At 68.5% G+C, this 13,907-nt stretch carries 12 protein-coding genes; 2 read left to right on the plus strand and 10 right to left on the minus strand.

Translation table 11 applies throughout. The annotated features are described in order from the left end of the window. Positions 1–180: 180 nt before the first annotated feature. Positions 181–2,055, plus strand: coding sequence for a fibronectin type III domain-containing protein (locus tag BARAN1_RS00120; protein ID WP_162297720.1), 1,875 nt, complete (start codon positions 181–183; stop codon positions 2,053–2,055). 401 nt (positions 2,056–2,456) lie between these two features. Here BARAN1_RS00120 and BARAN1_RS06735 read toward each other — a convergent pair whose 3' ends face one another. Next, positions 2,457–3,302 (minus strand): patatin-like phospholipase family protein, encoded by an 846-nt coding sequence (locus BARAN1_RS06735; RefSeq protein WP_122030333.1) that lies wholly within the window; start codon positions 3,300–3,302, stop codon positions 2,457–2,459. Between the two features lie 907 nt (positions 3,303–4,209). Here BARAN1_RS06735 and BARAN1_RS00130 point away from each other — a divergent pair. Continuing rightward, positions 4,210–4,965 (plus strand): sulfite exporter TauE/SafE family protein, encoded by a 756-nt coding sequence (locus BARAN1_RS00130; RefSeq protein WP_122030334.1) that lies wholly within the window; start codon positions 4,210–4,212, stop codon positions 4,963–4,965. Between the two features lie 13 nt (positions 4,966–4,978). On the opposite strand, the gene BARAN1_RS00135 is transcribed toward BARAN1_RS00130, so the two are convergent. From BARAN1_RS00135 to BARAN1_RS00170, 9 genes are all read right to left on the minus strand, one after another. Next, complete coding sequence (locus BARAN1_RS00135) at positions 4,979–5,296, minus strand: hypothetical protein (RefSeq protein ID WP_122030335.1); 318 nt, start codon at positions 5,294–5,296, stop codon at positions 4,979–4,981. Positions 5,297–5,461: 165 nt separating this feature from the next. Beyond that, positions 5,462–5,617, minus strand: a complete 156-nt coding sequence (locus BARAN1_RS06450) for a hypothetical protein (RefSeq protein WP_157959324.1) — start codon at positions 5,615–5,617, stop codon at positions 5,462–5,464. 418 nt (positions 5,618–6,035) lie between these two features. Beyond that, positions 6,036–7,343, minus strand: coding sequence for a thymidine phosphorylase (locus tag BARAN1_RS00140; protein WP_122030336.1), 1,308 nt, complete (start codon positions 7,341–7,343; stop codon positions 6,036–6,038). Between the two features lie 10 nt (positions 7,344–7,353). Beyond that, complete coding sequence (locus BARAN1_RS00145) at positions 7,354–8,505, minus strand: AAA family ATPase (RefSeq protein WP_122030337.1); 1,152 nt, start codon at positions 8,503–8,505, stop codon at positions 7,354–7,356. Between the two features lie 222 nt (positions 8,506–8,727). After that, positions 8,728–9,981: a phosphonate ABC transporter, permease protein PhnE gene (phnE, locus tag BARAN1_RS00150; protein ID WP_122030338.1), complete on the minus strand. Its 1,254-nt coding sequence runs from the start codon at positions 9,979–9,981 to the stop codon at positions 8,728–8,730. Beyond that, the gene (gene phnE, locus BARAN1_RS00155) at positions 9,981–11,261 is read right to left on the minus strand and encodes a phosphonate ABC transporter, permease protein PhnE (RefSeq protein WP_122030339.1); all 1,281 of its coding nucleotides are present in this window, start codon (positions 11,259–11,261) and stop codon (positions 9,981–9,983) included. Before phnE (BARAN1_RS00155) ends, phnE (BARAN1_RS00150) begins: the two co-directional genes overlap by 1 nt. Next, the gene (gene phnC / locus BARAN1_RS00160) at positions 11,258–12,031 is read right to left on the minus strand and encodes a phosphonate ABC transporter ATP-binding protein (RefSeq protein WP_122031722.1); all 774 of its coding nucleotides are present in this window, start codon (positions 12,029–12,031) and stop codon (positions 11,258–11,260) included. The genes phnE (BARAN1_RS00155) and phnC overlap by 4 nt, the downstream gene beginning before the upstream one ends. Positions 12,032–12,092: 61 nt before the next feature. Further along, positions 12,093–13,106: a PhnD/SsuA/transferrin family substrate-binding protein gene (locus BARAN1_RS00165; protein ID WP_122030340.1), complete on the minus strand. Its 1,014-nt coding sequence runs from the start codon at positions 13,104–13,106 to the stop codon at positions 12,093–12,095. Positions 13,107–13,130: 24 nt separating this feature from the next. Beyond that, positions 13,131–13,889, minus strand: a complete 759-nt coding sequence (locus BARAN1_RS00170) for a BtpA/SgcQ family protein (protein ID WP_231944262.1) — start codon at positions 13,887–13,889, stop codon at positions 13,131–13,133. Between the last annotated feature and the right edge of the window lie 18 nt (positions 13,890–13,907).

The raw sequence follows: 13,907 nt of genomic DNA on the forward strand, positions 1-13,907 counted from the left end.
CTCTCCCCCCTTGGGGGAGAGGATCTCCCCGTTTTTCCTCTCCCCCCTTGGGGGAGAGGGAAGGTGAGGGGGCAGAGGGCAGGGTGAGGGGGCCGAGGGCAGGGGGCTTTGTCGGCCCGCTCCAAGATCCGTATGATCGAATCGCACATGCTCGTGGGGAGGGAAACGATGACGACACGGATGAGGAAACACAGCACGCGAACGCCCATCACGATCGGCCTCCTGGCCGCGGGGATGATCCTCGGCGGGTGCGCCCTGCTCGGGCTCGTCGCCCCCGGCGTCCCGACCGGGGTGGATGCGTCGGACGGGAGCTCCCTGGACCGGATCGCGATCGTGTGGGAGAGCGTGAGCGGGGCGCTGCGCTACGAGGTGTGGCGGGCACCAAGCGAGGATGGGTCCTACGAGAAGATCGGCGAGACCCCCGGGACGACCTACTCCGACGACACGGTCACCCCGAACACCACGTACTGGTACCGCGTCAAGGCCTGCAACCGCAGCGGCTGTAGCGACCTCTCGACGGCCGACTCCGGCTACGCGGCGGGCGAGGGGATCTCCCAGGTCCCCACCGGGGTCTCGGCCACGGACGGGACGTACACGGACCGGGTGCGGGTGACGTGGAACCCGAGCCCGGGCGCAACGTCGTATGAGGTGTGGCGGGACGTGGCCCGGGGCGGGCCGTACAACCTGCGCGGCACGGTGAGCGGGACGACCTACGACGATCGCGATGCCTCGCCGGGCGTGGTGTACTGGTACAAGGTGAAGGCGTGCAACGCCTCCGGCTGCAGCGCGTTCTCAGCCCCGGACTTGGGGTTCACGTTCGCGAGCGCTCCCGATCCGGTGACGAACGTTTTGGCCACGGACGGGACGTACACGGACCGGGTGCGGGTCACCTGGACGGCCGTGACGGGGGCGGCGAACTACGAGGTCCACCGCGCCGAGAGCGAGGATGGGACCTACACCCGGCGCGCCACCGTCACCGGAGCTTCCTACGACGACACAGGCGTGACCCAAGGGACGACCTATTGGTACAAGGTGAAGGCGTGCAACAGCGCGGGCTGTAGCGCGTTCTCGGTTCCGGACTTCGGCCACGCCTCGACCGGGGGCGGCGGAGGGGGCGGCGGTGGCAGCGGCGGGACGGGCGACCTCCCCGGCCAGCCCCAGAACGTAACGGCCTCGGATGGGGCGTTCGCCGACAAGATCCGCGTCACCTGGTCGAGCGTCTCCGGAGCCACGAGCTATCGTATCTATCGGTCAGATGACTCCACGTTCGACATCACCACTGACCGGATCGCGGAGACCACCTCCACCTCCTTCGACGACGTCCATCACGCCACGAACAACCCACTGGGTCTGTGCGCGGATTACTGGTACGCGGTGAGCGCAATGAACGCGACAGGCGAGGGCCCACTTTCCGTGCCTGACACCGGGTACCGCGGCACCCGCGTGACGGGCGTGCCCACGGTCTCCGCCACCGATGGCCTTCATGCTACGAAGATCGTGCTCACCTGGAATGAGATCAGTGGGGCGACAGAGTACGAGGTGTGGCGGGCCGAGTCGTTCGGGGGGTCCTACACACAGATCGCTACCAAAGAGGAGGCCGCAGACGCCGACCCGAACACCACGGTCACGTTCGACGACAGCACAGTAGTAGAAGTGGCCAGCTATTGGGAGAAGACGTTCTACTACAAGGTGAAGGCATGTAGTGAAGCGACAGCGTGCGGGTGCGGCGGGTCCTCCGCCCCGGAGTCAGGCTACGTCCGGCGCACGCCGGATGCCCCAACGAACGTGAACGCCACGGACGGCACCGATACCAGCAAGGTGGTCATCACGTGGGCCGCAGCGGAACGAGCCACCAGGTACGAGGTGTACCGGTCCACGAGCCAAACCGGGACGTACACGAAGATCACGGATGCCGACGAAGACTTCATAAACACTTCCTGCACCGACACCACGGCGCAAGCAGGGACCAAGTATTGGTACAAGGTCTCGGCGTGCAACGGCTACGGGTGCGGCCCGATGTCCGACTCCGACGAAGGCTCTCGTAGCACGTCGTAAGAAGAACGTGGCACACGGGTTTCAGGGGCGGGCTGCGGCCCGCCCCGTTTTTTTAAATCCCTCTCCCCCCTGCGGGGGGCGAGGGATTGAAGCCCCTCGCCTCTCCCCCCGAGTCCTTTTCCCCCTCCCTTGAGGGAGGGGCGCGGGGAGGGTGGCTCCCCCTCACCCTACCTCTCCTCCCTCACCCGACCCTCTCCCCCCTGCGGGGGGCGAGGGATTGAGGCCCCCCTCACCCAGACCCTCTCCCCCCTGCGGGGGCGAGGGAAAGAAGGCGCCCCCTCACCCTACCTCTCCCCCAGCGGGGGAGAGGGATGAACCCTCCACCTCGCCTCTCCCCCCACCGGGGGGAGAGGAATGAAAGGTGAGGGGGGGAGAAGGCAGGGTGAGGGGAGCACGACGGTTCACCACAGGCGGGAGATCGCGGCGCGGGCCGACTCGCGACCCGCCTCCACCGCCTCGTCGAGGCGCTCGAACTCGAGAAGCCCGATCTCGTCCACGTCGGGATGGATCACCGCCAGGCGCGGGCCGAGCCGGCCCCGGGCGAGGTCGAGCTTGACCCGCCCGAGTTCGTGGGCCGTGATCTCCTGGGCCCGCAGGGCGAGCCCGACCAGGGTCTTCGGCACCGGCCCGAGGGAGGCGCTCACGTTCACGGCGAGCACGCTCCGCGCGCCCAGTTCCTCGACGGCGTCCACGGGGAGGTTGTTCACCAGCCCCCCGTCCACGAGGTACCGTTTCCGCCACTGCACGGGCCCGAACAGCCCCGGCAACGCCGCGCTCGCGGCAACCCCGTGGTGCACCGCGCCCTCGTTCACCCGCACCTCCTCCCCGGTCGCGAGGTCGGCGGCCACGGCCACGAACGGGATCTCGAGGTCCTCGAACCACATCTCCTTCGTGAAGAGCTTCAGGAACTCCCGGAGCCGGGAGAGGCGCGGGGAACCCTCCTCCCACCATGGCCGGTTGCGGAGCCGCCCCCACAGGGACTCGGCGAGGGCTTGCCCGACGACGCGGTCGTAGCTCTCCGGCACGCCGAACACCTTCTTCAACTCGAGGTGCCCCAGGACGCGCACGAGCTGGGGGAGGTCTTGCCCTACGGCGTAGGCCGCGCCGACGATGGCGCCCATGCTCGTCCAGGCCACGAACTCGGGACGGATCCCGGCCTCGAGGAGCTCGATGAGCACGCCGAAATGGGCGAACCCCCGCGCCCCCCCGCCGCCCAGCGCCACGCCCAGAGGCACCCCGCGCTTCATGATGGCCCGATTCTAGCCAGGACCGAGCGGATGTCGCCCCCCTTCACCCGTGATCCCTCTCCCCCCTCACCTTTTGTTCCTCTCCCCCCTGCGGGGGGAGAGGCGAGGTGAGGGGGAGCCACCCTCCCCTTCCCCTCCCTCAAGGGAGGGGGGGAACGAGAGGCTCCTTCAAGGGAGGGAGAGAAAGACTTGGGAGGAGAGTTCTTCTTTTCCTCTCCCCCCTCACCTTTTGTTCCTCTCCCCCCTGCGGGGGGAGAGGCGAGGTGAGGGGGGGAGAGGGCAGGGGGGAATAGGAAGGGGGCGGTTGCGACCGCCCCCTCTTCTTCACTTGGCCTCACCCGGACCTACCACCCGGGTGCCCACCTTCTGCTATACGGCATGCCCCAAGGTTACTTGGGCTTACCCGGCTGCGGCTTCGGCTTATCCTTCTTGTCCATGGCCAGCACGGCACCTCCTCGTTGCTGCCCTACTGGGAGCAGCTGGGCGTACACTAGATCCATTCTGATGGGAAGTCAATAGCCCGCGACGGGACATTCGTTACATTCGCTGCCGGTCGCGCAGCCGGCGTCCGGGGACACACGGCTCATTAGGATCGCAACATTCCATCAGACAAAGGACGAGGGCAGGTTCCCCTGCCCCCGCCATTTGCCTACGTGCTGCAGCGGTACATGCATTCTGGGAGTTCGCCCCCCAGAACGCACAGCCCAAACTACTTCTTCGGCTTGCCCGGCTTCGGCTTGGCCTTCTTGTCCATGAGCAGCACGCACCTCCTCGTTACTGCCCCGGTAGGAGCAGTTGAGCGGAGCATAGGACTGCTCGCGAAAAAAGTCAAACCCACGTTTTGGGACATTTGTCCCATGCGCCGCCCGGGGCCCCTGTGGCGCCAAACGCTGTTACAATCCCCATTATGACGTACATCCTTCTTGCCCTGGCCGGGGTTGGCGTGGGCGCGATCGGGTCGATGCTCGGCATCGGAGGGGGGATGTTCATGGTCCCGCTCCTCCTCCTCACGGGCCTCGCTCCCACGTCGCAAGTGGCGGTCGGCACGAGCAGCGCCGCCGTGGTGGCGAACGGCGTGTCGAGCACGGTGGCCTACCTCCGGCGGGGGGCGACGAACTGGCGGGTGGGGCTCCCCGTGATCCCGGGTGCGATAGCGGGAGCGTGGCTTGGGCAGTGGATCTCCGGCCGCGTGGACTCGGGGACGCTCGCCCTCGGGTTCGGGATCTTCCTCCTCTACCCGGCGGTGATCCTCCTCTTGGGCAAACAGCCCAAAGACCTCTTTCGCGGTCGCGGACGGAGCGGGATCAGCCTCGTCGCTGGGCTGGGGATCGGGCTCGTGGCCGGCACCGCCGGCGGGCTGTTCGGGATCGGGGGCGGGGTGATCTTGGTCCCCGCCCTGACCCTGCTCGGGCTCGACATCGTCCCCGCGGCCGCGACGAGCCTGTTCGTGATGATCCCGTCATCGGGGGTCGCGACCGTGGGCCATGCCCTCGCCGGACGCACCCGGTGGGACCTCGCCCTCCCCCTGGCGGCCGGGGTGATCCTCGGCTCACAACTGGGGCCGATGATCGCCACCCGGCTCCCCGCCCGCTGGCTGCGGCGCCTGTTCGCGCTCGTGCTCACCTATAGCGCTATCCAAATGATCCTGAGCGGGCTCTCGTAACGGCGCCGCAGGCTCACGCCACGTGCAGGGCGTCGAGGATGATCCGCACCACGAGGAGGACCCACCCGACGATGACGACGATCCAGATCACCTTGCGTGCAGCCTCGATGATCCCGAACAGGAGCAGGATCACCGTGATCAGGCCCAGGTAGCCCAGGGGCTGCGCGAGGTCGGAGCTCACCTCCCGGCCCTCGGGGAGGACCAGGTTCACGAGCTCGACGAGCCCCTTGCCGAGCAGGTCCGCCGCGGACTGGATGAACGTGAGGAGTTGGTCCCCCACGGTCTTCGTCGTCTCCTGGTCCTGGGCGAGCCCTGCCACGCCCACCGTCAAGAGTAACCCTAGGACAAGCCAACGCGTCATGTGTTCCTCCTCTAGCTTCGCCAGTGACCCCGAGGGTACAGCGGAGGCGTGGGCGAAGACAACAGCCCCCCACGGGAAGAAAGGAACCCAGGGGATGGCCCCTGGGTTAGATCGGAGACAGGTTGGGAACTGAGGTCACTCCTCCTCGGCCTCGTCGAGCGTCTCCTCAACCTTATCCAACAGGTCTTCCAGGCGCTCCAGGGCCGATTCCAACTCCTCCTCGAGCTGGGAGAGCTCGGTGAGCATCGGCTTCAGCTTGTCCACGAGCTCTTTCTTCGTCACGTAGGCCATCGGCCACCTCCTTTGCCAGGGATTGTACACACCTGTAGGCCACCGTCATCAACCCCGGCGCCCCCCCTCACCTTTTATTCCTCTCCCCCCTGCGGGGGGAGAGGGTCGGGGTGAGGGGGCCTCAATTCCTCTCCCCCCACCGGGGGGAGAGGCAAAGGGCACCACTCCCTCTCCCCCTTGGGGGAGAGGTAGGGTGAGGGGGCCTCCTTCTTTCCCCTCTCCCCCAGAGGGGGAAAGTTTCCGTAGCGTCGGACCCTGTTGTCCGACGGCCTGGCAGGGTTCGGGAAACGGCCGGCGGGGACAAGCCCCCCTCACCTTGTATTCCTCTCCCCCCAGTGGGGGGAGAGGCAGGAGGCTCTCTCCTTTCCCCTCTCCCCCCATCGGGGGGAGAGGTAGGGTGAGGGGGAGAGGCAGGGGGTTACGGGGCGACGCGGCCCAAGATGAAGGGCCGGGGCGCCGGCCTCTCCACCCCGATCGTGTACGCGCCGGAGACGAGCTCCCTCGCCGCAGCCACGCGGTCGGGACGACCGACGTGGAGCCGGGCCACGGGCTCCCCTTCCTCGACCTCGTCCCCCACCTTGGCGAGGAGCTCAACCCCGGCCGCGGGATCCACCCGCTCCCCCTTCACCTCGCGCCCCGCTCCGAGGAGCCCGCACGCGACGCCGATCGGGCGGGCGCGGAGCTCGGTCACGTACCCTGACGCCGGCGCAGGGACCGCGACCACCTGGCCCGCGGTGGGGAGCCGACGCGGTTCCTCGATCGCCCGCACGTCGCCCCCCTGGGCGGCGACGAGCTTCCGGAACAGGGCCCACGCCTGCCCGGAGGAGATGAGCCCCGCCAGGCGCTCGCGGCCCACCGCGGGAGAGGCGACCTGCCCGGCGAGGACGAGGAGCTCCGCCCCCAGGGCAACGGTCACCTCGCGCAGATCCGCCGGCCCCTCTCCCCGCAGGACCTCGATCGCCTGGACCACCTCGAGGGCGTTCCCAGCCCTCGTCCCCAGCGGCTCGTCCATCGCGGTGATGAGGGCGGAGAACTTCTTCCCGAGCTTATTCCCCACCCGGACGAGGGTCTCAGCGAGCTGGCGGGCAGCGGCCTCCTCACGCATGAACGCCCCGTCGCCGCACTTGACGTCGAGCACGATCGCGTCCGCCCCCCCGGCGAGCTTCTTGGAGAGGACGGAGGAGGCGATAAGGGGCAAGGACGGCACGGTGGCCGTGACATCCCGGAGCTCGTAGAGGAGCCGATCGGCGGGGACAAGATCGGCGGTGTGGTCGGCGATCACGGCCCCGATCGCTTGGGCCTGGGCGCGGATCTCGTCGAGGGAGAGCTCGGTGCGCAGGCCGGGGATCGCCTCGAACTTGTCGATCGTCCCCCCGGTGTGGCCGAGGGACCGGCCGGAGAGCTTGGCCACCACCAGCCCCGCCGCGGCGAGGAGGGGCACCAGAACGAGGGTCACCGTGTCCCCGACCCCGCCGGTGGAGTGCTTGTCCACCTTGATCCCAGGGATCCCGGAGAGGTCAATCCTCTCCCCGCTCTCGGCCATCGCCCGGGTGAGGGCGACGGTCTCGTCCTCGCTCATTCCCCGGAAGTACACGGCCATGAGGAACGCCGCCATCTGGTAGTCGGGGACCCGCCCCGCCACGTACTCCCCAATGAGCCAGCGGATCTCGGACGCGGAGAGCTCCCTCCCGTCGCGCTTCGCCTCGATCAGGTCCACGGCCCGCATTGCCCTGATCCTACTCGAGACCGCCCCGGCCCGACACCAGCCCTGCCGCCTGGGCCCAGTGGGGGAAGAGGGGATCGGCCAGGCTGTACTCCCCTCCTCTCCTCTCCGCCAGCCCCTCCCGCTGGAGGGCGGCGAGCGCGCGCTGAACGTGGGATGGGCTCTTGAGCTCGAACCGCGCCACCGTGTCCGCGGCGAACAGGGACGCCCCGGCCCCGAGCTCGACGAGGGCGAGGAGGCACCGTCGCTGGTAGAGGGTCAGTCTCTCCCACAGGCGGCGGTAGTAGGCATCGTGCCACCCGACGACGGCGGCAAGGGCGCTCGCCAGATCCTGGTCCGTGATCGGGCCCCCCCGCGCCTGCGCCCACAGCTCGTGGGCGAGGGTCTGCACGAAGTACGGGTGGTCGTCCACGACCTGGCACAGCTGGGCAGCGAGATCCGGCGGGAGGTCCATTCCCCCGCTCCGGAACCCGGCGACGAGGAACGGGACGAACTCATCCCGCGGGACCGCCCCGAGGCGGAGCGGCCGGCCGATCCGGAAGAACGGGGACCTCTCCGCGGCGAAGAGCTCCTCCATCATCCCCGTCTCGCTCCCCGCGAACACGTAGCTCACATGGTCGTGCATCTGGAACGCCGCCCGCATCGCCCGCAGGAGCCCGTCGCCCCCCAGCTCGTGCACGACCGGGAACTCGTCGAGCGCTACCGGGAGCCGCACGCCGAGCTCCTCGGCCGCCCGCTGGGGGAGGTCGAGGGCCTCGGCGAGCGTCGCCGGCTCGGTGAGGCGCGGGCTATAGCCGAGCTCGACCTGGATCCGGCCGGTCGAGTCGAGGACGAGGCGGGGCTGGAGGCGCGCCAGGAACGTGCGCCCCCACCGCCGCGCCCGTTCCACGGGGGACTCCGTCCCAGCGAGGACCGCCGAGATGAGGAGCTCGACCATGCTCTGGAGGGAGAGAGCGCGGGAGAGATCCACGTACACCCACTTCTCCGTGGCGGGGAGGCGGCGGAACGCCTCCAGGATGAGGGACGTCTTCCCGTACCGGCGCGGGGAGTAGAGGAACATGTGCTCCCCCGCGCGGAACGCCTGGTGGAGGGCAGCGATCTCCTCCGCCCGATCCACGAACAGGTCCCCTGTCACGACCCCGCTGTACCGGAACGGGTTCTCCATGGCCTGATTATACAATGCTGTGTAACACGCGACGGTATAACGCGGGACCCCTCTCCCCCCTCACCCAGACCCTCTCCCCCCTGCGGGGGGAGAGGGGTTGGTCTTCTCGACCTCGCTCCAGCCGGCGGTCGAGCCTCTTCCCCCAGTTCTTTTCCCCCTCCCTTGAGGGAGGGGCGGGGGGAGGGATTAGGGGGAGAGATTATTAAGGGTGGGGGGCGGCCGTCACGCGAGTTTCTCCCGCAGGCGGGCGGAGAGGTAGTCGATCGCCCACACCAGGATCACGATGAGGATCATCACCGTCCCCGCCTGGCGGTACTGGACGCCCCAGATGTAGTTGATGAGCCGCTGGCCGATCCCGCCCCCGCCCACGAGGCCGACCACGGTCGCCATGCGGATGTTGATGTCCCACCGGTAGAGGGTGAACGAGATGTAGGGGTTCACGATCTGGGGGATGATCGCGTAGCGGAGGACTGAGAGGCGCCCCGCCCCGGTGGCGGTGATGGCCTCGATCGGCCCCTGGTCAATCGCCTCCAGCCGTTCAGCGTAGAGCTTCACGAGATCGGCGATGGAGTGCACCCACAGGGCGAGGATCCCCGCGAACGCGGACCTTAGCGCGGTGACCCACACCAGGAAGATGATCGCCCAGATGATCGGCTCGATGGAGCGGATGATGCTCATCGCCCCGCGGATGATCGTGTAGATGGGCCTCCCCACCGGGCCGGTCATGAGGTTCCGTGCGGCGAGGAAGCTGAGCGGCACCGCCACGACCACCGCAAACAGGGTCGCTAGGACGGCCATGAAGATGGTGACGATCATGTCCCGCCCAGCATCGAGGAGGATCGAGGTGTCGGGGGAGATGAGGGCCCGCCAGAAATCCGCCGTCTCGCCCGCCTGGTAGAACAGGCGCGCAAGCGCGGGCCAGCTAATCGTCACCCCGACCGCGGCGGCGCAGGTCACAACGAGGAGCGCCGCTACGAACAGCCCGGCCGACGTCCGGTACCACGGGGCCGGAGCCACCCCCTCCATCCTCCGCGGCCGCAGCCGAAGCCCCGAGAGGCGTTCGTGAAGGGGAGGATCGAACAGGAACCCGATCCCGGGGAGGACGAAAGCGTGCCAGAGGAGGAGGTATCGAACGCGCGCGCCGCGGGAGGCTTCCCTCCCCTCGGCCGGGCCGAGCTCCCGCCCCACGAGCCGCTGCCCCAATGAGAGCCCAAAGGTCCCCCACAGCGCAGCCCCTTCCCCGACCCCCACCGCGAACAGCCACCATGGGACGAGCGTGTAGGCCGTCGCGCCGAGGGCGTACCACGCGTAGGCGTAGCTCACGAGGATCCACAGGATCCCGAGCCCCCCAGCATCGATGAGGAACACCGCGAAGTACCGCCCGGCCGCTTGCGCCCTCCGCACCAGGGCATCCCGGATCCCGGCCAGGGTGGTCCACGGCGGCCGCTCGGACAGGTACCCCTCGGGATAGCCCATCACGCGATCCTCTCCCGGAGCCAGCCGGAGATGTAGTCCATCGCCCACACGATGGCCACGATCACGATCACCACCGCCCCCACCTTCGGCCAGTCCCCCTGGTTCTTGTAGTAAAAGAGCATGTCCCCGATCCCGCCCCCCCCGACGAGGGCGATCACGGTGGACATGCGGACGTTGATGTCCCACCGGTAGAGGGTGAACGCCCAGAAGCTGGGCAAGACCTGGGGGATCACCGCGTGGCGCACTACCTGGACCCGGCTGCCCCCTACGGCCCACACCGCCTCCAGCGGACCGGAGGACACGCCCTCCACCTGCTCTGAGTAGAGCTTCCCCAGGGCGGCGATGGTGTGCACGGTGAGGGCGAGGATCCCCGCCAGCGTCGTTCCATAGCCGACCCACACCGCGAAGATCGAGCCCCAGATGATCGTCTCGATGGAACGGAACACGTTGAAGAACCCACGCACGATCCCGTACACCGCCCACCCTACCGGGCTGAACCCCATCACGTTCCGCGCCCCAAAAAAGGAGAGGGGAAAGGCAATGGCTGCCCCGAGGATCGTCGCCATGAGGGCCATGAACACGGTGACGACGGCGAGGTCGAGGATGGAGTAGGACTGGGCGCGGAGCGAGAACACGGGATCGGGGGTCGTGAAGTAGCGGAAGTCCGGGCGCAGCATCTCCCCCCAGATCCGCCCCGCCTGGGATGACCGGCGGGTCAGGACTTGAAAGTTGATCCCGATGATGAGCCATCCCACCCACAGGGTGAGCGCGCTGAGGAACAAGGCCAGGATGCCCCACTGGGTGGCGAGGGCGCGGCGGCCCGGCCGCTCGGGGTCAGGAGAGATGGGGCGCAGGCTCACCCCCACGGCCCGGTCGTGCCACGGATCCCCTCCCCGCCAAAACCCGACCGCAAGCAAGGGGACGGAGATGTGCCAGAGGAGGATGCGAGCGAGCCTCCGCCCGACCGTGATCCGCCCCCCTCCCCTATCCTGGAATTCGGCCCCGATTGCGCGCTGGCCGAGGCTCCGGCCAAGGGAGCGGCACCACACCGCGAGTTCGAGCGTAGCGAGGATGACCAGGGGCCAACCCCAGGGGGGGAGGGTCAACGTGCCCCACCAGTCCACGTGGACGGTGTACCAGTAGTAATTGAGGAGGTACACCACGCAGTAGGCGACGTACCCCCAGGCCATCCAATCGAGGGCGAACGAGAGCGCGCGCCGGGAGAGGGCCACCCCCCGCCCAGCCGAGGCGGAACCCACAGCCGCGCTCTCCCCGTTCACCTGACCTCGACTTCCTCGGCGTCCTCGCCGTAGATCTCTTTGAACTTCACGTTGTCGATCGCCTGCGGCGATCCATCGAACACGAGCTGGCCGTCCTTGAGGGCGATGATCCGCGTCCCGTAGCGGCGGGCGAGCGACAAAAAGTGCAAGCTGGCGATGACCGTGACCCCATCTTCCTTGTTCATCTGCTCCAGGTACTGCATGATGGAGTGCGAGGTCGCGGGATCGAGGGCGGACACGGGCTCATCGGCAAGGAGCAATTCCGGCTCCTGCATGAGGGCGCGGGCGATCCCCACCCGCTGCCGCTGTCCTCCGGAGAGCTGATCCACCCGCACATAGGCCTTGTCCCGCAGCCCGACCCGCTCCAGGCTGGCGAGGGCCTTCTCCCGATCCTCCTCCGGGAACCAGCCGAGGAGCGCCCGCCACCCTGGCAGGTAGCCAAGCCTCCCGGTGAGGACGTTCGCGATCGCGGTGGAGCGGTCCACGAGGTTGAACTGCTGGAAGATCATCCCGATCTTGCGGCGCACCCGCCGCATCCGGGCCTGAGAGAGGCGGGTCACCTCGACCCCATCGAGCCAGATCTTCCCCTTCGTCGGCTCGATCAACCGGTTGATGCAACGGAGCAGGGTGGACTTCCCCGAGCCGGACAGGCCGATCACCACGAGGAACTCCCCCTTCTCCACTGCAAAGCTGAGGTCGCGCAGGGCGAGGACCTGCCCCCGCTCGTAGACCTTCGTCAGGTGCTCGACACCGAGGTATGGATTAGCCATGGGCAGACAAACCATGGGGGAGGCGATGCCTCCCCCATGGTCGCGATGCCTTCACCTGAGCCTACCGCTCGGGGTTGGGCAACCCCACGAGCGACCGGTACGTATCGTAGTAGGAGTCGTCGATGAGCTCGACGTCGGTCCACTCATAGAAGTTGGGGTTGCTCCACAGAGCCTTGCCCTCCGGGGAGCGGATGTGGGCGATGATCGCGGCCACAATCGCGTTCTCCACGCGGATCGGGAACCCCGCCGAGAAGGCGATGCAGTCATTCGGCAGAGGGCCGACCGTATCGAGCACCCCGATCTTCTCGATGATCTCCTCGAGGGTGCCCATCCCCTCGATCTGGGATACAGCGTAGCGCAGGTCCACGCATGTCCCGCGGACCTCCGGCGGATAGAGGGCGTTGTTCTCCCGGTCCCAGATCCACATCTCGGGGTCCATGCCGTAGTCCCACTTCGGGCCATCGTAGCCAGCTGGGGGCTCCGGCGGGGAGCCGTACCCGGTGCAGAAGTCGCCCTGGCCCTTGAGGAGGGCGATCAACGAGTTCGGGTGGCCACCGGATTTCACCACGCCGCCCACGACCACGCCGTTGTCCTCGAGGTACTTCTTGGGGAAGACGTACCCGGACGTGGAGCCCTCATCGTTGTAGATCCAGATCTTACCGTTCAGGTCGTGGATCGAGGTGTACCCCGCCGCCCGCGGGACGTAGATGCTGGAGAAGTAGAACGAGTACCCGCGGCGCACGGCGGCCAGCCGGGCGTGGGCCCCGAAGTTCGTCTCCACCGAGATCCGGGCGTACTGGTCCGTGGTCGGGGTCCCCATCACGTTCCCCTCCGCCGCCTTGAACGCCTCGACGAGCGCGGCGTAGTCCGGCATCACCCGCGGGACGATGTACAGACCGGTCGCCTTCCCGATATCCTCGACGATCTGCTTGGCCGTCGCCTCGATCACTTCCGCCCGCGTGGATGGGGGGAACACCCAGATGATCGGGTTGTCCCTCGTGCCGAGCGCCTGGGCGAGCCCCGTCGCCCCCAGCGCCACCGTTACCACCAACACTGCCAACGTGAGTCGCTTCACAGCACCACCTCCTGGTGTGTCCGATTATACCCGCCCCCCGCGGCGGGCGCGGGCCGCGACGAGGGCTCGTACCCGGTCCGCCTCCACCGGGTTCCCCACCACCCCGCCGGCCTTGAGGGAGGTGCCGACGATGAACCCCGCGGCCCGGGGGTAGTGGAGGAGGTTCTCCGGCCGGATCCCGCTCCCCACGAACACGGGGAGCCCCGAGGCATCCTGAACTGCCTCCACGTCAGCGGGCGGGGGCGGCTCCCCCGTCCCCCCGCCGGTGACGATGAGGGCGTCGGGCCCGTTGCGGGCCGCATCGCGCGCCGCAGAAGGGAGGGTGTCCAGGTGCACGGCGTGCTTCACGTGGACGTCGGCGAGCACGGCCACCTCCCCCCCGAGCACCCGCCGCAGGTCGAGGATCGCCCGCGCCTCCCCCTCGATCAGTCCCTGGTCCGTGAACGCGACCCCGCTGAACACGTTCACGCGGATGAACGACGCCCCAGCGAGGGACGCGATCGCAAGCGCCGCCACGCCGTCCGAGCGAAGGACGTTCACCCCCAGCGGGATCCGCGCCCCCCGCGCGAGCTCGCGGGCCACGATCGCCAACGCCGCCACCGTGGTCGGGTCGGCCTTCTTGCGAAACGGGGCATCGCCGAAGTTCTCCACGATCGCCCCGTCCGCCCCACCCGCCTCCAGGGCAGCGAGGTCGGCTCGCGCCCGGTCGAGGATCGGATCAAGGCCTCCCCCCTTGGAGCGCGGCGCCCCCGGCAAGGGGGGGAGGTGGATCACCCCCACCACGGGCCGCGAGCCCTGAGG

The sequence above is a fragment of the Candidatus Bipolaricaulis anaerobius genome (genome assembly GCF_900465355.1).
Classification (GTDB): domain Bacteria; phylum Bipolaricaulota; class Bipolaricaulia; order Bipolaricaulales; family Bipolaricaulaceae; genus Bipolaricaulis; species Bipolaricaulis anaerobius.

What these genes read in the sequence shown, in the direction of transcription:
- BARAN1_RS00120 (WP_162297720.1), top strand. Translation starts at nt 181, where the DNA reads ATGAGGAAACACAGCACGCGAACGCCCATCACGATCGGCCTCCTGGCC.
- BARAN1_RS06735 (WP_122030333.1), bottom strand. Translation starts at nt 3,302, where the DNA reads ATGAAGCGCGGGGTGCCTCTGGGCGTGGCGCTGGGCGGCGGGGGGGCG.
- BARAN1_RS00130 (WP_122030334.1), top strand. Translation starts at nt 4,210, where the DNA reads ATGACGTACATCCTTCTTGCCCTGGCCGGGGTTGGCGTGGGCGCGATC.
- BARAN1_RS06450 (WP_157959324.1), bottom strand. Translation starts at nt 5,617, where the DNA reads ATGGCCTACGTGACGAAGAAAGAGCTCGTGGACAAGCTGAAGCCGATG.
- BARAN1_RS00140 (WP_122030336.1), bottom strand. Translation starts at nt 7,343, where the DNA reads ATGCGGGCCGTGGACCTGATCGAGGCGAAGCGCGACGGGAGGGAGCTC.
- BARAN1_RS00145 (WP_122030337.1), bottom strand. Translation starts at nt 8,505, where the DNA reads ATGGAGAACCCGTTCCGGTACAGCGGGGTCGTGACAGGGGACCTGTTC.
- phnE (WP_122030338.1), bottom strand. Translation starts at nt 9,981, where the DNA reads ATGGGCTATCCCGAGGGGTACCTGTCCGAGCGGCCGCCGTGGACCACC.
- phnC (WP_122031722.1), bottom strand. Translation starts at nt 12,031, where the DNA reads ATGGCTAATCCATACCTCGGTGTCGAGCACCTGACGAAGGTCTACGAG.